This window comes from Vitreimonas flagellata (assembly GCF_004634425.1).
Lineage (GTDB): Bacteria > Pseudomonadota > Alphaproteobacteria > Caulobacterales > Aquidulcibacteraceae > Vitreimonas > Vitreimonas flagellata.
Map to the genome: position 1 here is coordinate 307,116 of NZ_SBJL01000003.1, position 18,171 is coordinate 325,286.

Genomic DNA, 18,171 nt, shown 5'->3' on the forward strand with positions numbered 1-18,171 from the left:
ATGTTAATGCCGAGTAAAATGGTAAACGGGGATTAGCATGTCAGACACACCACGCCATTTCGGACCCGAAATTCAGGGCGGCGTCTATTTGCGTGGTCTTGGCGGCGCGAAGCCCGAGATACCCACAAGCTTTCCTGGTCTCGAAGCTGCGGCGAAAGCGAAGATGTCACCGGAGGCGTGGGCGTACACGGCTGGCGCCGCCGGTTTGGAATCTTCGATGGACGCAAACCGCGCCGCGTTCGCGCGCTACCCGATTGCGCCGCGCATGTTGGGCGGCGCAGGTCAGCGTGATTTGAGTTGCGAAATGTTCGGCGTGAAAGCCGCCGCGCCGCTCTTCTCGTCACCCATCGGCGTGCTGGAGATGATGCATCCTGAAGCGGACCTCGCTGTCGCGCGCGCTATGGCTGCGCTCAACATGCCGATGATGATCTCCAGTCAAGCGTCGACGCCGATGGAGAAAATCGCGGAAGCCAACGGAAGCGGCCCGCGTTTCTTTCAATTGTACTGGGGCAAGTCCGACGCGATCGCCGAGAGCTTCGTGAAGCGTGCTGAAGCTATTGGTTGCAAAGCCATCTTCATCACGCTCGACACCACGGTGCTCGGCTGGCGCCCGCGCGACATGGATCTGGGCTTCCTACCATTCCTGAGAGCACAGGGGATCGCGCAATACACATCCGATCCGGTGTTCCGCGCCATGCTGCCGGCGCCGCCCGAGGAAAACCCGATGGCCGCGGCGGTGGCCTTCACGCAGGTCTTCTCCGATCCGGGCCTCGATTGGGCGCGCATCGCCAAGATCAGATCGTGGACGAAACTGCCCGTGGTTCTGAAAGGCATCATGCGCGGCGACGACGCCGCGCGCGCCGTGGCCGAGGGCTATGACGGCGTGATGGTCTCCAACCACGGAGGCCGCCAGGTGGATGGTGGGATCGGGGCGCTTGACGCGCTTTCTGAAGTCGTACCTGCCGTTAACGGCAAGGCGCCTGTCTATTTCGATAGTGGAATCCGTTGCGGGGCCGATGCATTTAAAGCGCTGGCGCTCGGCGCACACGCCGTCGGCATCGGCCGGCCATATGCTTATGGTCTTGCTATTGCGGGAGAAAATGGCGTCAAAACGGTTATGGAATACCTGGCTGCCGAGCTCGATCTGACGATGGCGCTGATGGGAACCCGTACACCCGCCGATATTCATCGCGACAGCCTCCGCCTGAACGCAGATTAATGACGAGGTCGTCAACTTCGTAGTTGACGCGCGCGTTAACGGCACTTAGCTTTTCCGCAAAACGAAATAATCGAGCGGAGGAAGAGCCATGACCAAGACTGAGCGCACCTACACGATTTCCCAGCTGGCCCGAGAGTTCGAGGTCACGCCGCGCGCGCTGCGCTTTTATGAGGATAAAGGCCTGCTTACCCCGCGCCGCGATGGTCTCAACCGCGTCTATTCACACCGCGACCGCGCCAAGCTGCAGCTCATCCTGCGCGGCAAGCGCGTCGGCCTCTCGCTGATCGAGATCAAAGAGATCCTCGATCTCTATAAGATCGACCAACGCGCGCAGGCGCAGACGGCGCTGAAGAAGTACAAGGCCCGCATCGTCGCCCTCGAAGCGCAGCGCGAAGATATCGATTCCGCGATCGAAACGCTGGCCGGCGCGATCACGGCGATGGAAAAGTTCCTGGCCAAGCCCGCGGCGCCCGCAGCCCTTGGCGCGGCACGCGCGTTCGAAGCCGAAGCCAAGAAGCGCCTCGAAGAAGCGCACTAAAACGCGTAGGACAGAGCGAAAATCGGGTGGAGCTGCGCTCCATTCGCACGCCGCCTATCGCTGGAGCCATTTATGCCGACTTACAAAGCGCCCCTGCGCGAATTTCGCTTCCTCCTGAACGACGTGCTGGACATCCAGCGCTATTCGAACCTGCCTGGGTTCGCGGACGCGCCGATGGACCTGATCGATCAGGTGCTCGAAGAGGGCGCGAAATTCTGCGAGGGCGTGTTGGCGCCGCTCAACAAGGTCGGCGACGAGCACGGCTGCGTGCGCAATGACGATGGCTCGGTGACGACGCCGCCGGGCTTTAAGGACGCGTACAAGCAATTGGTCGATGCCGGTTGGCCGGCGCTGTCCAGCGATCCTGCCTATGGCGGCCAAGGCATGCCGCACATTGTCGGCCTTGCGTGGAACGAGATGGTGTCTTCGTCGAACATGGCGTTCGGCATGTATCCGGGCCTCAGCCACGGCGCGTACGAAGCGATCCATCAGCATGGCAGCGACGCGCAGAAGCAAACCTATCTGCCGAAGCTCGTGACCGGCGAATGGACCGGCACCATGAATCTGACGGAGCCGCATTGCGGCACCGATCTCGGCATGTTGCGGACCAAGGCGATCCCGCAAGCGGATGGCTCGTATCGCATCACCGGCCAGAAGATTTTCATCTCCGCCGGTGAGCATGATCTCGCATCCAACATCATCCATTTGGTGATCGCGCGCATCGAAGGCGCGCCGCAGGGCACGAAGGGCATCTCACTCTTCATCGTGCCGAAATTCATCCTCGATGCCGACGGCAATCCCGGCAAACGCAATGGCGTGGTCTGCGGCAAGATCGAAGAGAAGATGGGCATTCACGGCAATGCGACGTGCGTGCTGAATTACGACGACGCTGTCGGCTATCTGGTCGGCCAGGAAAACAAAGGCCTCAACGCTATGTTCGTGATGATGAACGTGGCGCGCTTGGGCGTGGGCCTGCAGGGCCTGGCGCAATCGGAAGTCGCCTATCAAAACGGCGTCGCCTACGCGAAGGATCGCCTGCAAGGCCGCTCGATCACCGGCGCGAAGAATCCAGACGGCCCGGCCGACCCGATCATCGTGCACCCCGATATTCGCCGTATGCTGATGGACGCGAAGGCATTCAACGAAGGCGCGCGCGCCTTTACGTTCTGGACCGCGCTCTATGGCGATCTCATGCATGCGTCGCCGGACGAGAAGGTGCGTGAGAAGGCCGGCGATTATATGGGCCTGATGACGCCGGTGCTGAAAAGCTATCTGACCGACAAGGGCTACGCGAACGCCACCAATTGCCAGCAAATCTTCGGCGGCCACGGCTATATCGAAGAATGGGGCATGAGCCAGTTCGTGCGCGATGCGCGCATTGCGATGATTTATGAAGGCGCCAACGGCATTCAGGCGCTTGATCTTGTCGGTCGCAAGCTGGGCGCCAATGGCGGCCGCGCGATCTTCTCGTTCTTCAACGAGATCGACGATTTCGTGCACAACCACGAAGACGACGCGGAGCTGAAGCCGTTCACCGATGCGCTCGCGTCGAGCAAGGCGCAGCTGCAAGACGGCGCCATGTGGCTCATGCAAAACGGCATGACGAATTTCGACAATGCCGGCGCAGCGAGCCACGATTTCCTCAACCTCTTCGGCATCACCGCGCTCACCTATATGTGGACGCTGCAGGCCAAGGCTGCGTTTGCGGCCAAGAAGAATGGCGGCGCGTCCGATCCGTATTTCGATACGAAGATCGCGACGGGTCGTTATTTCATCGCCCGTGTCGTGCCGGATGCGGCGGCGCATTTGGCGAAGATGAAGACGGGCGCCGATCCTGTGATGGCGCTGGCGGCGGACGCGTTCTGATGAGCGCGCACGTCGCCACCATCTCGTGGAAGCGGGGCGAGCAGGCATTTGCCGACGGCAAATATTCGCGCGCGCACCTGATTTCGTTTGACGGCGGCGTGTCGATTGCAGGCTCTTCCTCGCCGAGCGTGGTGAAGCTGCCGCTCTCGAAGGAAGACGCGGCGGACCCGGAAGAGCTGCTGATCGCGGCGCTTTCGTCGTGCCACATGCTGACGTTCTTGGATCTCGCGCGCCGCGCGGGCTTTGTGATCGACAGCTACGATGACACCGCTGAAGGCAAGATGGGCAAGAACGCCAAAGGCGCGATCGCGGTCACGCGTGTCGTGCTGAAGCCGAAGATTGTTTGGATCGGCGAGAAAACGCCGACCGCCGAAGAACTTCACGATCTGCATCACCGGTCACATGAGCTGTGCTTCATCGCCAATTCGTTCGCCGGTGAGGTGGTGGTCGAAGAATAGATTTGCCGCGCTTTCGCCGGCCCGGCGGAAGCGGTCAGCGGAGTAGGCGCGAAGCTTCGCGCCACGGGACGACTCCGGTCCTATGGAGGGCTCAAACTGCTCACCCGTTTACGGGGGAGCTGTCAGCGCGCGCAGCGCGATGACGGAGGGGGTGTTTCTGGAGTTTCCCCCTCCGTCTCGCTTCGCTCGCCACCTCCCCCGCACGCGGGGGAGGAGTTAGAAGGGTAAGAAAATGGCTGAGGCCTATATCTATGACGCGGTGCGTACGCCGCGTGGCAAAGGCAAGAACACCGGCTCACTGCACGAAGTGACCTCGCTGTCGCTGGCGACGCAGGCGCTGCAGGCGATCCGTGATCGCAACAATCTCGACACCTCGAAGGTCGATGACGTTTACCTCGGCTGCGTCACGCCGATCGGCGAGCAAGGCTCGGACATCGCGCGCATTGCGGTGCTCAACGCCAATTACGCGGAAACTGTCGCGGGCGTGCAGATCGATCGCTTCTGCGCTTCGGGCCTCGAAGCGGTGAACATCGCCGCGGCGAAGGTGAAGTCCGGCGAAGCGCATCTGGCGATCGGCGGCGGTGTCGAGGCCATGAGCCGCGTGCCGATGGGCGCCAATGGCGGCTCGTGGGCGTCCGATCCCTCGATCGCGATGAAAACGTATTTCGTGCCGCAAGGCATTGGCGCGGACACGATCGCGACCAAGTACGGTTTCTCGCGCGACGACGTGGACGGCTACGCGATCCAATCGCAGCAGCGCGCGGCGAAGGCCTGGAAGGAAGGCCGCTTCAAGAAGTCGATCGTGCCGGTGAAGGATCAACTCGGCGTCACGCTGCTCGACCATGACGAGCACATGCGCCCCGACACCACGATGCAATCGCTCGCTTCGCTTGAGCCGAGCTTCAAGATGCAAGGCGAGATGATGCCGGGCTTCGACGCTGTGATCCAACAGCGTTATCCAGAGCTGGAGCGCATCAATCACGTGCACCACGCCGGCAATTCGTCCGGCATCGTCGATGGCGCCTCGGCTGTGCTGATCGGCACCAAGGAAATGGGCGACGCGTTGGGCTTGAAGCCGCGCGCGAAAATCCTCGGCGGCGCGTCGATCGGCTCCGAGCCGTCGATCATGCTCACCGGCCCGGAATTCGTCACTAAGAAGCTGCTCGACAAGCTCGGCATGACGAAGAAGGACATCGATCTGTGGGAGCTGAACGAAGCTTTCGCCGCCGTCGTGTTGCGTTGGGTGCAGGCGCTCGATCTCGATATGGATGCCGTGAACGTCAATGGCGGCTCGATCGCGATGGGCCACCCGCTGGGCGCCACTGGCGCGATGATCCTCGGCACGATGGTCGATGAACTGGAGCGTTCAAACAAAGAACGTGCGCTCATCACCTTGTGCGTCGGCGCCGGCATGGGCACCGCCACCGTGATTGAACGCGTGAACTAAGAAAGTGCGGGCTGGCGGCGGCGTTCGCGTCGCCGCCAGTTCAATTTGAAAGGTATAAAGGGGTAGGTCCGATGGAAAATTTTAAGATTGACGTCGATGGCGATGGCATCGCGCTTGTTACGTTCGACGTGCCGGGCCGCTCCATGAACACGGTGACGGGTAGCGTGATGCGCGAGCTCGTCGAACTCGTGAACACGATCAAGGGCGACGACAAAATCAAAGGCGCCGTGATCTGCTCGGGCAAGACGACCGGCTTCTGCGCCGGCGCCGATCTTGGCGAATTGAATGAGCGTGGCGCTGCCGGCGCCGCTGCCGCCCCGAAGAGCGAAGAAGAAAAGCTCAAGACGCAGTTTGAGCAGAGCTTCACGCTGAACAAATCCCTGCGTGCGCTGGAAACCTGCGGCAAGCCGGTGGCGATCGCGCTTGAGGGCTTGGCGCTGGGCGGCGGTTTGGAAATCGCGCTGGCGTGCCATTATCGCGTCGCCGCCGACAATCCGAAGATCAAGTTCGGCCTACCGGAAGCGAAGGTCGGCCTGTTGCCGGGCGCTGGCGGCACGCAACGTCTGCCGCGTCTGATCGGCGTGCAAAACGCTGCGATGATGATCCTGCAAGGCGCCGATAAGTCGCCGCAGGAGGCCAAGAGCTTGGGCTTCATCAATGACGTTGTGCCGGCCGGCTCAACCATCGAAGCCGCGAAGACGTGGGTGAAGGCCAACCCGAAGGCCGTCGCGCCGTGGGACGTCAAAGGCTACAAGGTGAAGGACAATCCGTATTCGCCGGGCGGCGCGATGGCGTCTGTTGGCGGCAATGCGATGGTCTCCAAGCAAACCAATCTGAATTATCCGGCGCAGCGCCACATTCTGTCGTGCATCTATGAAGGCACGCAGGTGCCGATCGACGCTGCACTGCGCATCGAGAGCCGCTATTTCATCAAGACCGCCAACACGCCGCAAGCGAAGGGCATGATCCGCTCGCTGTTCGTGTCGATGCAAGCGCTGGCCAAGGGCGGCAACCGCCCGCAGAACATTCCGGAATATGCCGTGAAGAAGGTCGCCGTGATCGGCGCCGGCCTCATGGGCGCGGGCATCGCCTATGTGCAAGCCAAGGCTGGCATCGAGACGGTGTTGCTCGATGTGAACCAAGAGGCGGCCGAGAAGGGCAAGGCCTATTCCAAGCGCATCGTTGATAAGGACGTGTCGCGCGGCAAGCTCACCAAGGAAAAGGGCGACGAATTGCTCGCTCGCATCACGCCCTCGACCGACTACGCGATGATCAAAGGCGCGGACCTCGTCGTTGAAGCCGTGTTCGAAAGCCCGGCGCTCAAAGCAGAAGTCACCAAGAAGGCCGAGCAATTCCTGGGCGACACCGCTGTGTTCGGCTCCAATACGTCGACGCTGCCGATCACCGGTCTCGCCGAAGCTTCGGTGCGGCCGAAGAATTTCATCGGCATCCACTTCTTCTCGCCGGTCGAGCGCATGGGCCTCGTGGAATTGATCCGCGGCAAGGAAACGACGGATGAAACCGTCGCCAAGGCGATCGACTATGTCCTCAAGATCAAGAAGACGCCGATCATCGTGAACGACTTCCGCGGCTTCTACACCTCGCGTTGCTTCGGCACCTATCCGGCCGAAGGCGTCGAGATGCTGATGGAAGGGATTGCGCCGGCGATCATCGAAAATGTCGGCCGCCAATGCGGCATGCCGATGGGCGCGCTCGAAGTGTCCGACAGCGTCGGCCTCGATACCGCACTGAAGATCGGCAAGACCAACGCCGAGCTCAATCAGCAGGATTACAGGAAGGACCCGCGCGCGGCGATGCTGTCGTGGCTGGTCGAAGATAAGGGCCGTGTCGGCCGTAAGGGCGGCAAGGGCTATTATGAGTACGGCGAAGACGGCAAGCCGACGCGTATCTGGCCGGGGCTCTCTGAAAAGATCGAAGTGAAGACGAAGGAATGTCCGCCGGCGCTGAAGGAGGAGCTGACCCAGCGTTTCCTCTTCCGCCAATGCATCGAAGTGGCGCGCTGCTTCGAAGAAGGCGTGATCACCGATCCGCGCGACGCCGACGTCGGCTCGATCCTGGCATGGGGCTTTGCGCCGTATTCCGGCGGCTGCATCAGCTACATCGATCTCTTCTGGGGCACGAAGAAATTCGTGGAAGAAGCCGATCGTCTCGCCGACACGTATGGCGAACGCTTCCGCCCGAACAAGCTCCTGCGCGACATGGCCGCGAAGAACGAAAGCTTCTACGACCGCTTCGGCGCGAAGAAGGCGGCTTGAGTTTTCATCCTCCCCCGCGCGCGGGGGAGGTGCTGAGCAAAGCGAAGCGGGGGGGGGGCAAGTCCGGCGGCGGTTGTGCTCGCCCCCTCAGTCATCGCGCGATGCGCGCTGACAGCTCCCCGGTAAACGGGGGAGCATTTGTTTGTGCGCCTTGCTCGCGCCACGCGGCGCGCTTAACTCGCGGCGTTATGCGCAAGGATATGTCCAAAGTTATCGTCGAGCGCCCGCGAATGGGCCGCGCCGCCGCCGGTTTGCGGGCGGGCCGCACGCGCGTTGTCGAAGATGACGACGGCGAGCCGATCCGTGCGACGCGCGGCGGGCGCGCGCCCAAACGCGACAAGCCGGAGAAAACCAAGCGCCTGAACGAGACGCTCAATCCGCTGCGGCGCTATTTGCAAAGCCAAGTCGAGCGGCCGTGGAATAAGGTCTATTCGGAAATCAGCGAACATCTGAAGCCGACATCGACCGTGCAGCAGCACGTGCGCGATCACATCGAGGATTTCGTTGCGATCAAGACGCGCACGCGCGATGGCGTGCTGGTCGCTGTCGGTCGTTGGGGCGGGGAGCGGCCGCTGGCGGATGATCATCGCCGTTTCTACGTGCATCCGCGCACCGGCCTGCTGCGCGAAAACCCGAACTATCGCTCCTGGAGCAAGCGCCATCGCGAGAAGCTGGAAGCTGAGGCGCGCGATCGCTTCACCCGCATGCGTGAGATCGATGGCAAGACGCAGCTGCACAAGCTGAAGGACGACATCTGGTGGGAAGTGAAGCTCGGGCGCTTGGGTGATGGGCGCGAGCCAGACGTGGTGCTGTCCGCCGGACTTTCAACTCTGCCGCCGGAAATTCTCTACGCGCGCTACGGCGCCCGCGCGACCGCAAAGCGTATGCTCAACAAAGCCGAGAAAAAGAAATACGGGCTCTAGCGCGGCAGCATCGCGTGCAGCGCGTCGGCGATCGCTGTCATGCCGACGAGCTTCAGATGATACGCGACGCCATCGATCGGCGTTGGATTGGTGGAGCCGTTCATCCAGGCCTCGGCCGCGGCGCATGCATCGTGGCCTTCAGACAGACGCGAGGCTTGCAGCAGATCCGTATTGTTGCGGGTCGCTACATCGGCCGTGATCGCGATCAGGCGGCGCGCGATTTCGCGCGCGGCGTTTGCGTCCGCTTCAGTCATCGGCGTCGCCGCGCACACGCCCTGCATCGGCAGCACGTGCGGATAATCCACAAACACGATGCGCGTTTCCGGCGCGCGAGTGCGGATGGCGGCGACGATCTGATCCATGCGCGCGGCGAGGTCGGCATACGCTTGTTCGCTCGGCGCAGCGATCGCAGGGCATGGTGGCTGCGCACATGAGGCGCGGAAGAGGCCGCTCATATAGCCCAGATCATTGCCGCCGATCGTGATGGTGACGAGACGCGTGTCGGCGCTGACCGCATCGAGTTGCGCCGGCAATTCTTCCCAGGGCCCGAGCAAGAAGCGTGTCGTGGCCCCGCCGCAGGTTACATCCGCCAACAGAAACTGGCGCTGGCGCGCCAGCTGGTGCGCGTAATTGTCGTTCGAGCGCCCGCAGCGCGGTGGCGATCCTTCGGCCGAATGCATAACGCCCGGCCCCGACGCAAAAGAAGAGCCCATCGCCACGTAGAGGCTTCCAGGCGGAAAATGAGCCACGGGGGCAGGCGGCGGCTCCTCGATTGGCGTTGTGGGCACGCTCGGCGCGGCAGTCGTCGCGCATGCCGAGAGGCCGAGTGTGAGTGCGATGAGCGCGGCGCGCGCGGAAAGTCTGATCCCCATGAACGCCGTGTAACCGCGCCTTTGGGCGAGACAAGGGCGCGGGGCGGAAGCGCGCCAAGAGTTCGCCATTATGGTTATGCGCGCGCCTAGGCCGCCCGTATTATTGACTTCGCAACGCTTTTCCTTGATACGCAGCCCTAGCGACCGTTCGCGGGCCAAATGTGCCCAGCGCGAACGCGGTCCCTTTAGGAACGCCACCATCGACGTTCGGCTTTGAGCTTCGCTCGCCGCCTTTCTTCGCCGTCGCATCGTTCCAGGCCTTTAAGCGCCCACGCGATGCCGCGTTGGGCGGAAAGTACATTCGTGACTCAATTCCAAGACTTAAGCCTCGCGGCGCCTATCTTGAAGGCGCTCGCCGCGGAAGGCTACGCAACGCCGACCCCCATCCAACAACAAGCGATCCCGATCGTGATGGGCGGGCGCGACCTCATTGGTCTGGCGCAAACCGGCACCGGCAAGACGGCGGCGTTCGCGTTGCCGATCCTGCATCGCCTGCACGCCGATCGCCGCCATGCCGGCGAGAAGGCGTGCCGTACGCTCGTGCTCGCGCCGACGCGCGAACTCGCCAGCCAAATCGGCGATAGCTTCCGCGCCTATGGCCGCTTTCTGGGCCTCTCGACCGCGGTCGTCTTCGGCGGCGCCTCGATGCACAAGCAAAAGCAAGCGATCTATCGCGGTGTCGACGTGCTCGTGGCCACGCCGGGCCGTTTGCTTGACCATATCTCGCAGCGTTCGCTGCGGCTGGATCAAGTCGAGATCCTGGTGCTCGACGAAGCCGACCACATGCTGGACATGGGCTTCATTCACGATCTGCGCCGCATCGCGACGCTCGTGCCGAAGAAGCGCCAGACCTTGTTCTTCTCGGCCACCATGCCCGATCCGATCGCGGAATTGGCTGGCCAATTCCTCAACGGCTCGCCGGAGCGCATCGCCGTGACGCCGGTGTCGTCCACGGCCGAGCGCGTCGAGCAGGCGGTGGTGCACGTCGATCACTCGCGCAAGCAAGATCTGCTGCACGCGATGCTGGCCGACGAAGGCATCAGCCGCGCTCTCGTTTTCGCTCGCACGAAGCACGGCGCTGACCGCGTGATGCGTAAACTGCAAGCCGCTGGCTTCGCCGCCGACGCGATCCACGGCAACAAGAGCCAAGGCCAACGTGAGCGCGCGCTCGACGCCTTCAAGAAGGGCAAGGCGCGCGTACTGGTCGCCACCGAGATCGCCGCGCGCGGCATCGACGTGGATGAGGTCAGCCACGTGATCAATTTCGATCTGCCGAACGTACCGGAGCAATATGTCCACCGCATCGGCCGTACCGCCCGCGGCGGCAAGGCCGGTATGGCGGTGTCGTTCTGCGCGCCGGACGAACGCGCGTATTTGAAGGACATTCAGCGTCTCACCAAGCAAGACGTGCCGGTCATGAAACATGCGCTGTCGCTGCCGACGCCAAAGGCTGATGAGCGTACGCCGAAGCCGCGTCCGCAGGGACAGAAGCAGGGCCGTCCGCAGCAACCGCGCCGTCCGGGCGCTGGGCCGAAGAGACATCACGCTTCGGATGCGCACGGTCATGCGCACGCCAAACAGGGTCACGGCCCGACCAAGGCGCGCGATGATCAGCAGCCGCGTGATCGCGGCGATCGTCGCGACCGCAAGGGTAATGGCGTGTGGTCGAACGACGGCGCGCCGCCGAAATATCGCAAGCAGCGCAAGCCCACGCAGCGCGGCTAAAATAAAAAGGCCCGTCGGTTTTGCCGGCGGGCCTTTTGCTTACACGCTCTTGCCGCAGCCGTTCAGCGTGCGGTCGTCGATGACGAGTTCAACCGTTGACGGATAGGGCTCGCCGCTCATCACGTCCTCGCATGGTGCGCGCCTGATCGTGATCGTGAGCGCGCGGCCTTCCGCTTGCGTTGCATATTGCGTCGCGCTTTCGGCCGGATAGGTCGGCGTGGGCAGCGGGAAGTCCAGCAGGGTTTCGCCGTAGTCGAGCAACACGCGAATGCGGTCGCGCTGATAGATATCGACGATCCAGCCAGGCTCTTGGCCGACACCGCGGAAATCGACGCCGGCGGCGCGCGCGCTGTCAGCTGGCGGCATTTGCGCCAATGCCTCTTGCACTGAATTGGCGGCGGCGACCTCTGCTTCCACACTTGCATCGGCGGTCGGTGGGGCTTCGTCCGCCGATTGCGTGCAAGCGCCGAGCAACAAAGCGATCCCCATCAAAGCAGCGCGCATCTTTTCTCCAATCTATCCCAACACAAACGCCGCCGCGCTTGGGGCGCGACGGCGTCTCTTGTTCAGTCAGTTCAAAGCTTAGCCTTGGAACGCGCTGATATACACTTCAACGCGACGGTTGCGGGCGCGGCCCGAGTCCGTACCGTTGTCGGCGATCGGGCGGGTTTCGCCGTAGCCTTGCGCGATCAGACGCTGACGGATCACGCCGCCTTGCATCAGCACCGAAGCGACGTTCATCGCGCGGCGCTCAGAGAGGTCTTGATTGTAGGCGTCCGAACCCGTCGAGTCCGCATGGCCATACACGTCGACCGTGGTTTGGTTGTAGTCGCGCAGCACGCTGCCGACTTGCTGCAGCGTTGGCACGAATTGGCTCTTCACCGCGTCACGGTCGTAATCGAATGTAAGGTCAGATGGGAAGTTCAGCAGGATCTGGCTTTGCGACACGCGCGTCACGCCAACGCCGGTGCCGGCAAGGCGCTCGCGCAGGTTCTGGTAGGTGCGATCCATATAATGGCCGATGCCGGCGCCCGCGAGCGCGCCGATGCCCGCGCCGATCATGGCGTTGCGACGATCATCGCCGCCAGCCAGCGTGCCGGCCGCAGCGCCAGCGATCGCGCCGATGATGGCGCCGGTGCCTGTGTTGTTACGGGTGCGCTCACCGGTGACCGGGTCGACGTTGGTGCAACCCACCATGAGCATAACTGCGGCAGCCATGGCTGCGAATTTGCGGATCATTGAAATCCCTCCAGTTCAAAAAGGGGGCGACTAAAAATCGAGCCCTATCCCGACGCGGAAAATGACGACGCCTGTCTGAGCACATCCTGAACAGACACGCCTAATTGGCCGATCCGGACGTGCTAAAGCGTTCGAGCCGCCCGAATTGTTCCATCACCACCGTATCTACCAGCGGAGCGATCCGGTCGAGCCCTAAACCGGCGTCTCCCGCTACGCGATAGGTCATTATGATTTTCGCGCCAGAGGCGTGCGGCGCAATCGTGAAGGTCAAAACGCCGCTAGCCCCAAGTTCTTGGAGCGGGCCGAGCGCGGTATCGAACCGGAGCGTGCGCACGCCCTCGTGCTCCATCACAAGAACCACGCGGCCGTGCTCGACTGATTGGCCGTCCCAGCGCTCGCACCAGCATCCGCCGGCGCGAAGATCGACGCTCATGCGCCGCGCGTCGCCGGAATAGGTGTGCTCGGAATTCCACCAGCGGTTCAGTCGCGACAGCGCCCGCCAAGCTTCCTCCGGACTTGCCGACGTTTCGGCTTCAGCGCGGAGAAGAAAGGCGCTTGGGCTGGATGAGGTGACTTCGGCGTGAGCGAGTGGCGACGCTAAGAGCGCGCAAACGAACGTGGCGGCAAAAGCAAAGAGACGCATGTGTTCCTCCCGGGCCGTCAGCCAAACGCCGCTTGGCCGAAATCGGCAAGTCCCGTGCGTTGGTTAACCAGATTTCAGGAACCGATTTCCACAATGGCTCGGTGAATGCCGACGCTCATTCCGAGGCGCGGCCAGATCGGCCGCCGCTCGCTGGCTTAGTTGACCAGCGTACGCGCGCGCTTTTGCAAGTCGGCCAAGCCCGCGTTGCCAATGCGTGGATGCGGCTTGGCTCGTGTGCGATCGTCGCCATCGTCGCGATGTCGATCCTGGGCAATCTGTGGCCGATCGCGTGGTGGATCGGGCTCAGCGTCGTCATTTTCTTCGACCGCTCGCTCCACCAGCGTTTGCTGAAAGCGATTGACGCTGGCGAACAGCCGTCGATGACGTGGCTGGTGGTCTGGACGGCGGCGCAGAGCATCTACGGCAACACGCTCGCCATCATGTTGTGGTTCGCGCCTTATGTGCCGGGTGAATCGCTGGCGGTGATCTATCTGTGCGGCGGTTTGGCCAACGCGATCGCGACGCTGCGCGCGCATGCGGGGCTCACGCTCGCGGGGGCCGTGCCGACGCTTGGCTTTCTAATGGGGCTGCCGATCTTCAATTTCTTCGCGAACGGCGCGACCAATACCGCCGATCTGATGCTTGTCGTTGGCGCGCTGTTGTTGCTCGGGTTCGGCGTCAATCTCTGGAAGAGTTTGCTCGCTTCCGACGCCGCACACGCGCGCGCCGAAGAAGCGGCGATCCGCGAACAACAAGCTGCGGCGGCCGCCGCGCTCGCCAAAACCGACACGATTCAGCGTATGAACGATGAATTGCGCACGCCGATGATGGCCTTAATTGGCGCAGCTGAACATCTGCATCGCGTCGCCGCAACGCCTTCCGCGCGCGCACACATTGCGACGCTGGTGCAAGCGGGTGAGGTGTTGAAGCAGGTGCTCGATGATCTGACCGATCTTGATCGCCTTGAGAACGGAAGCCTTGAGGTCGAGCCAGCGCCGACCTCGGTGCGTGATATCGTGCGCAGCGCTCTAAGCGCGTTTCGCTCTGCCGCAGACGACAAAGGCCTTGAACTCTTCGCCGACATCAGCGCCGATATGCCAACGAGCATTGAGATGGATGCGCGACGGGTGCGCCAAATCCTCTTCAACCTGCTCGCGAACGCCGTGCGCTATACGCAGCATGGCGGTGTGCGCGTGCGGGTGAGCGCGCAAGTCGCGCCATTGCCCGGGCGCGTGCGTCTGAGCTTCGTCGTTGCGGATACAGGGCTCGGCATGAGCCGCGCGCAATTGTCCGCGATTTTCGGGCGCGAGCGCGTGGCCGGCGCCAGCGACGGGCTTGGGCTTGCGATCTCGCTCAAGCTCGCGCGCGCGATGGGCGGCCACATCACGGCCAAGTCTGAGCCAGGCGAGGGCTCCGTTTTCACATTCACCTTCGACGCTCCGGTGATCAGCCGCAGCGCAAACGCCGCAGCCTAAACTCCCGGAGCGCCGGCGCCTCGCCGGCTATCTTTCTTTCCACCGAGCCTCATGCCGGCGGGGCGGGCTCCGAATTACGCTTGACCGCCGCCGTCCGCTCATGCATTGCTATTGCGAGTGATTTGCAATAAAGGCGCGGCCATGCTGACAATCGCCCGCTTGCTGAAGGCGCGCCGGCGCGCCCGGCGCCGGAAAGTTTGAGGGCGCGCGCATGGCGGTTGTTTTGATGCTCGGCGCAGGCTCCCTCGCGGACCTCATTGAAGTCGAGCGCATCGTATTGGGGCGGGGGCAAGCGTCCTGCCGCGGGTCCAGCGCCCCGATCTCCTCTCCCGCGCGCGTTTCGGCCACGCCAGCGGGAGAGGAGACCCAATTTACTTTGCGAGAAAAGCGTCGAGCTTGCGAGACAGCGGCGCGGCTTGGCGTGTCTCGCATTCCCACACTGTAAGACTAACCCAGCCTCGCGCCTTTAGTGAGGCGAGAGCCGAGGCGTCGCGCGCGCGATTGCGTGCGATCTTGTTTTGCCAATAGGCAGCATTGTCTTTCGGTTGACGCGCGCCGCGTTTGCAATCGTGGCCGTGCCAGAAACAGCCATGCACGAAGATGACTTTGCGCATCGCGCCGAACACGAGATCCGGTTTGCCCGGAAGCGCTGCGCCGTTCAGCCGATAGCGGCGGCCGTAGCCAAGTGCGCGTACGGCGGTCCGAACAGCAAGCTCAGGCGCGGTGCCGCTCGACTTCACCGCGCGCATGATGGCGGAGCGTTTGGTTTGATCGAAGACGTCGTGACCGCGCGCCATTAGGCGGTTCGGCGAGTCGCCGCTGCGCCGACGAGCGGACGAAGAAGGTGCTGCGAAAGCCAGCGCACGACGGGTACACACACGGCGTCGCCGATCAGGTGAAGTGCAGCGGTTTGGCTCGCAGGCAATGGGTATTCGTCCGGAACGCCCATCAAACGTGCGGCTTCACGCGGTGTAAGCAGGCGCGAGCGAATGTTGTCGCCTTCGACGAAGAGCAGCAATTGACGGCTCGAACCGCCGGTGGGCGTACGCAGGCAACCGGCGATGCCGTCAAAGCGGGCTTCGGCGCGTTGGACACGTTCGCCGTGCTCGATGCGGATGCGGCGGAAAACGGCGCCAACTTCGCGTCGGCCGCTTTCGCGCAACGCGTCGACGCGGGCGCGTTGCAGCGGGCTCATCTGAGAAAGCAGCTTCGCGGTTTGCTCGTCGCTATTCCACGCGACGCCCTCGTCTTCGAGCACATCGGCCAAACGCGTGTTGCGCTTGGGCGGCGTGTCGAGGCGCCACCAGACGAAATGCTTGCGGAGAGTGTCCGGCAAGCGGGCGACGACGTTGCGGAGCGCCATCGAATGAAACGGTTCAATTGGGCCGGACGAAATGAGGTGCGACGGCGCGGTGCGCGCGGCGATGATGAAGAGGCGCGGCCGCGATTGCGGCGTGAAGAGTGCGGCGTCGATCTCCAGCGCGCCAACGCGATAGCCCAAGCCATCGAGCGCGTGGACGAGCGCTGTGAAGTCCGCGCCGCCGTGTGAGCTCAAAAGCCCCGAGACGTTTTCGAGCGCGAGCACCTCGGGCGCGCGCTTCTCGTGGGCGAGCTTTTCGATCAGGCGATGGAAGCCCCAGAAGGCGCCCGAGCGCGGGGCCGCCAGACCCCGTCGCGCGCCGGCGAGGGAGAGGTCTTGGCAGGGGAAGCTGGCCCAGGCGAGTGACGCCTGGCCGGGCAGGTCGGCGCTGGCCAGGTTCCAGATGTCGCCCTGGCGCATATCGGCTTCGCCCCAGGCGGTGCGGTAGGCGCTGGCCTTGGCCGGATCGAAGTCATTGGCGAAAACGCAGGCGAAATCCGGTTCCAAGCCCAGCCGCGCCAGACCGCCACCCGCGAAAAACTCATAAAGTGGGGCGCCGGAATCACGCTGCATTGTTTTATGGTACAGGTTCTCGGCGGCTCTGGCTCCCTTGGGGGGCGCCGGCCAAGTGGGGGACGCCCATGCGGGCCTTTGTGCGCGGACTGTGCTTGGCCTCGGCGCTTGCGCTGGGGGCGGTGACGATTGCGGGCTGCCAGCGCGAACAGCAGGCGACCGAAGAAGGCCCAACCACGCCGAGCAACGCCGAGCGCGAAGCCGCGATGGCGGCCGAGCAATTGGCGGCGTTGGGCGGGCCGGCCAACGCGCAACAGCGCGCCTTGTTTGAAGGTGAGTTTCAGGCCTCGGGCGGCATTGGCGCGCTCGACACTGGCGAAGGCTCGTCCGAAGGCGCGTGGGAGCTCCGACTGCTGCCGGACTATGCGCAATTCTCGCGGCCGGGCCTTGGCGAGGACGGCGGCATTCCGGGCGAACGCGATTATCGCGAACGCGGCATGCGTGTCGTCGCCGGCGCCGTGACGATCACGATCATGAACCAGGCCTGCACGTCGAGCGGCGGCGAACTGCCCTACACGGCGCACGTGCTGTTTGAGGGCGTGGCGTACACGGGCTGCGCGCGGCGCGGCATTAGTGATGGCCCGCGGCCAACGTGGGCGTCGGTGTTGCCGGAATTGATTCCGGCGATCGATGCGTGCCTTGCGCGCGCGGAAACGCGGCCGGCGCGGGTGACGTTCGCGACCACGCTCGGCGAAGGCGAAGTGAGCGTGCGGATTCGCGAAGCCAATGGCTCGCGCCATGAATGCATTTCCAATAGCGCGGGCTCGGAAGTGTTCGTGTTCGAACCGCTCTCCGATCTCGACCGCAGACCCGGCGAAGGTGATCCGGAATTCGTCCGCGGCGGCGGCCAGCCGGCGGCGCAAAATTGCCGGACGTCGGAGGCGGCGGTTTCGCGCGCGGGCGAACAATTGGGCTGGCTGGTGCGCCGCTCCTGCTAGCGCGGGTCTGAAGACCCGCGCTCCGTAGTAATTCGTCGCAAGCGCGTTGCCATCGGCTCAAACCTCGCGTGCACTCCCCGCAAGGGGAGATCGTCATGCTGCTTGGACCACGCGCGCACGCAGATCGCGTCGAGTTTTCGCTTTCGATCGTGCGCATCGCGCTCGCCATTCTGCTCTTCATTCATGGCGCGTTTCGCGCGTCGCATTGGGATCCGTACGTCACGGGCTTTGGCGAGTGGCTCGGCTCGATCGGATTTCCGTTCGGCTTCTATTGGGCGGCGGCCGTGACCTTGTACGAACTGATCGCGCCGCTCTTTCTCGTCGCCCGCCGTTTCGTGACGCTGGCGTGCTTGGGTCACATCGTCATCGTCGCTCTCGGCATGGTGCTGGTGCATTACCCGGACGGTTGGTTCGTTGTCGGCGCCGGGCGCAACGGCATGGAATATTCCGTGATGCTGTTGGCGGGCTTGATCGCCGTGGCCTGGGCGTATGCGCCGCGCAAGGAATAGCGCCCGCGAAGGCGCCGCGCGCCGAGGCTTATGCGCTTGCCCGTCCCGGGTTCTCAGCTTCGCTGAGCCCCGGGATGACGGAGTTTAACTCGTGTCGCTTGGAGACCGCT

General features: G+C 63.4%; 17 protein-coding genes. 11 read left to right on the top strand and 6 right to left on the bottom strand.

Going from position 1 to position 18,171, the window contains the following annotated elements; genetic code table 11:
• The first annotated feature begins 37 nt into the window (after positions 1-37).
• The 7 genes from EPJ54_RS14375 (at position 38) to EPJ54_RS14405 (ending at position 8,727) form a co-directional block, all read left to right on the top strand.
• Complete coding sequence (locus tag EPJ54_RS14375; protein WP_135212427.1) at positions 38-1,219, top strand: alpha-hydroxy-acid oxidizing protein; 1,182 nt, start codon at positions 38-40, stop codon at positions 1,217-1,219.
• An 88-nt stretch (positions 1,220-1,307) separates the two neighbouring features.
• Positions 1,308-1,757, top strand: a complete 450-nt coding sequence (locus EPJ54_RS20245; protein WP_135212428.1) for a MerR family transcriptional regulator — start codon at positions 1,308-1,310, stop codon at positions 1,755-1,757.
• A gap of 72 nt (positions 1,758-1,829) precedes the next feature.
• Positions 1,830-3,623 carry an acyl-CoA dehydrogenase C-terminal domain-containing protein gene (locus tag EPJ54_RS14385; protein WP_135212429.1) on the top strand — a complete coding sequence of 598 codons (1,794 nt, stop codon included), beginning with the start codon at positions 1,830-1,832 and terminating at the stop codon, positions 3,621-3,623.
• Positions 3,623-4,081 carry an OsmC family protein gene (locus EPJ54_RS14390; RefSeq protein ID WP_135212430.1) on the top strand — a complete coding sequence of 153 codons (459 nt, stop codon included), beginning with the start codon at positions 3,623-3,625 and terminating at the stop codon, positions 4,079-4,081. The genes EPJ54_RS14385 and EPJ54_RS14390 overlap by 1 nt, the downstream gene beginning before the upstream one ends.
• A gap of 232 nt (positions 4,082-4,313) precedes the next feature.
• A complete protein-coding gene (locus EPJ54_RS14395; protein ID WP_135212431.1) occupies positions 4,314-5,528 on the top strand; it encodes an acetyl-CoA C-acetyltransferase in 1,215 nt (404 codons plus the stop codon).
• 71 nt (positions 5,529-5,599) lie between these two features.
• Positions 5,600-7,804 (top strand): 3-hydroxyacyl-CoA dehydrogenase NAD-binding domain-containing protein, encoded by a 2,205-nt coding sequence (locus tag EPJ54_RS20250; RefSeq protein ID WP_135212432.1) that lies wholly within the window; start codon positions 5,600-5,602, stop codon positions 7,802-7,804.
• Between the two features lie 200 nt (positions 7,805-8,004).
• On the top strand, positions 8,005-8,727 hold the full coding sequence (locus tag EPJ54_RS14405) for a hypothetical protein (RefSeq protein WP_135212433.1): 723 nt from the start codon (positions 8,005-8,007) through the stop codon (positions 8,725-8,727).
• Here the strand turns inward: EPJ54_RS14405 and EPJ54_RS14410 are convergent.
• Positions 8,724-9,599: an SGNH/GDSL hydrolase family protein gene (locus EPJ54_RS14410; RefSeq protein WP_167755742.1), complete on the bottom strand. Its 876-nt coding sequence runs from the start codon at positions 9,597-9,599 to the stop codon at positions 8,724-8,726. The two genes, EPJ54_RS14405 and EPJ54_RS14410, sit on opposite strands and share 4 nt — an antisense overlap.
• Positions 9,600-9,875: 276 nt before the next feature.
• Here EPJ54_RS14410 and EPJ54_RS14415 point away from each other — a divergent pair, with 276 nt between their 5' ends.
• A complete protein-coding gene (locus EPJ54_RS14415; protein ID WP_239590945.1) occupies positions 9,876-11,324 on the top strand; it encodes a DEAD/DEAH box helicase in 1,449 nt (482 codons plus the stop codon).
• 39 nt (positions 11,325-11,363) lie between these two features.
• Here the strand turns inward: EPJ54_RS14415 and EPJ54_RS14420 are convergent, their stop codons facing one another.
• The 3 genes from EPJ54_RS14420 to EPJ54_RS14430 form a co-directional block, all read right to left on the bottom strand.
• Positions 11,364-11,828, bottom strand: coding sequence for a hypothetical protein (locus EPJ54_RS14420; protein WP_135212435.1), 465 nt, complete (start codon positions 11,826-11,828; stop codon positions 11,364-11,366).
• Positions 11,829-11,906: 78 nt separating this feature from the next.
• Entirely contained in the window at positions 11,907-12,563 is a 657-nt protein-coding gene (locus EPJ54_RS14425) for a YiaD family glycine zipper/OmpA-like lipoprotein (protein ID WP_135212436.1), read from the bottom strand.
• Between the two features lie 100 nt (positions 12,564-12,663).
• The gene (locus tag EPJ54_RS14430; protein ID WP_135212437.1) at positions 12,664-13,206 is read right to left on the bottom strand and encodes an SRPBCC family protein; all 543 of its coding nucleotides are present in this window, start codon (positions 13,204-13,206) and stop codon (positions 12,664-12,666) included.
• Positions 13,207-13,307: 101 nt separating this feature from the next.
• Between EPJ54_RS14430 and EPJ54_RS14435 the strand changes: the two genes are divergently transcribed.
• Entirely contained in the window at positions 13,308-14,681 is a 1,374-nt protein-coding gene (locus EPJ54_RS14435) for a sensor histidine kinase (RefSeq protein WP_135212438.1), read from the top strand.
• A 371-nt stretch (positions 14,682-15,052) separates the two neighbouring features.
• Here the strand turns inward: EPJ54_RS14435 and EPJ54_RS14440 are convergent, their stop codons facing one another.
• A complete protein-coding gene (locus tag EPJ54_RS14440) occupies positions 15,053-15,478 on the bottom strand; it encodes a very short patch repair endonuclease (RefSeq protein ID WP_135212439.1) in 426 nt (141 codons plus the stop codon).
• Positions 15,478-16,614, bottom strand: coding sequence for a DNA cytosine methyltransferase (locus EPJ54_RS14445; RefSeq protein ID WP_135212440.1), 1,137 nt, complete (start codon positions 16,612-16,614; stop codon positions 15,478-15,480). Before EPJ54_RS14445 ends, EPJ54_RS14440 begins: the two co-directional genes overlap by 1 nt.
• Positions 16,615-16,682: 68 nt before the next feature.
• Between EPJ54_RS14445 and EPJ54_RS14450 the strand changes: the two genes are divergently transcribed.
• Positions 16,683-17,552 carry a hypothetical protein gene (locus EPJ54_RS14450; RefSeq protein WP_135212441.1) on the top strand — a complete coding sequence of 290 codons (870 nt, stop codon included), beginning with the start codon at positions 16,683-16,685 and terminating at the stop codon, positions 17,550-17,552.
• Between the two features lie 95 nt (positions 17,553-17,647).
• Entirely contained in the window at positions 17,648-18,061 is a 414-nt protein-coding gene (locus EPJ54_RS14455; protein ID WP_135212442.1) for a DoxX family protein, read from the top strand.
• Positions 18,062-18,171: the final 110 nt, after the last annotated feature.

Coding starts and splice junctions, on each gene's coding strand:
- EPJ54_RS14375 (WP_135212427.1), top strand. CDS start 38: ATGTCAGACACACCACGCCATTTCGGACCCGAAATTCAGGGCGGCGTC.
- EPJ54_RS20245 (WP_135212428.1), top strand. CDS start 1,308: ATGACCAAGACTGAGCGCACCTACACGATTTCCCAGCTGGCCCGAGAG.
- EPJ54_RS14385 (WP_135212429.1), top strand. CDS start 1,830: ATGCCGACTTACAAAGCGCCCCTGCGCGAATTTCGCTTCCTCCTGAAC.
- EPJ54_RS14390 (WP_135212430.1), top strand. CDS start 3,623: ATGAGCGCGCACGTCGCCACCATCTCGTGGAAGCGGGGCGAGCAGGCA.
- EPJ54_RS14395 (WP_135212431.1), top strand. CDS start 4,314: ATGGCTGAGGCCTATATCTATGACGCGGTGCGTACGCCGCGTGGCAAA.
- EPJ54_RS20250 (WP_135212432.1), top strand. CDS start 5,600: ATGGAAAATTTTAAGATTGACGTCGATGGCGATGGCATCGCGCTTGTT.
- EPJ54_RS14405 (WP_135212433.1), top strand. CDS start 8,005: ATGTCCAAAGTTATCGTCGAGCGCCCGCGAATGGGCCGCGCCGCCGCC.
- EPJ54_RS14410 (WP_167755742.1), bottom strand. CDS start 9,599: ATGGGGATCAGACTTTCCGCGCGCGCCGCGCTCATCGCACTCACACTC.
- EPJ54_RS14415 (WP_239590945.1), top strand. CDS start 9,876: ATGCCGCGTTGGGCGGAAAGTACATTCGTGACTCAATTCCAAGACTTA.
- EPJ54_RS14420 (WP_135212435.1), bottom strand. CDS start 11,828: ATGCGCGCTGCTTTGATGGGGATCGCTTTGTTGCTCGGCGCTTGCACG.
- EPJ54_RS14425 (WP_135212436.1), bottom strand. CDS start 12,563: ATGATCCGCAAATTCGCAGCCATGGCTGCCGCAGTTATGCTCATGGTG.
- EPJ54_RS14430 (WP_135212437.1), bottom strand. CDS start 13,206: ATGCGTCTCTTTGCTTTTGCCGCCACGTTCGTTTGCGCGCTCTTAGCG.
- EPJ54_RS14440 (WP_135212439.1), bottom strand. CDS start 15,478: ATGGCGCGCGGTCACGACGTCTTCGATCAAACCAAACGCTCCGCCATC.
- EPJ54_RS14445 (WP_135212440.1), bottom strand. CDS start 16,614: ATGCAGCGTGATTCCGGCGCCCCACTTTATGAGTTTTTCGCGGGTGGC.
- EPJ54_RS14450 (WP_135212441.1), top strand. CDS start 16,683: ATGCGGGCCTTTGTGCGCGGACTGTGCTTGGCCTCGGCGCTTGCGCTG.
- EPJ54_RS14455 (WP_135212442.1), top strand. CDS start 17,648: ATGCTGCTTGGACCACGCGCGCACGCAGATCGCGTCGAGTTTTCGCTT.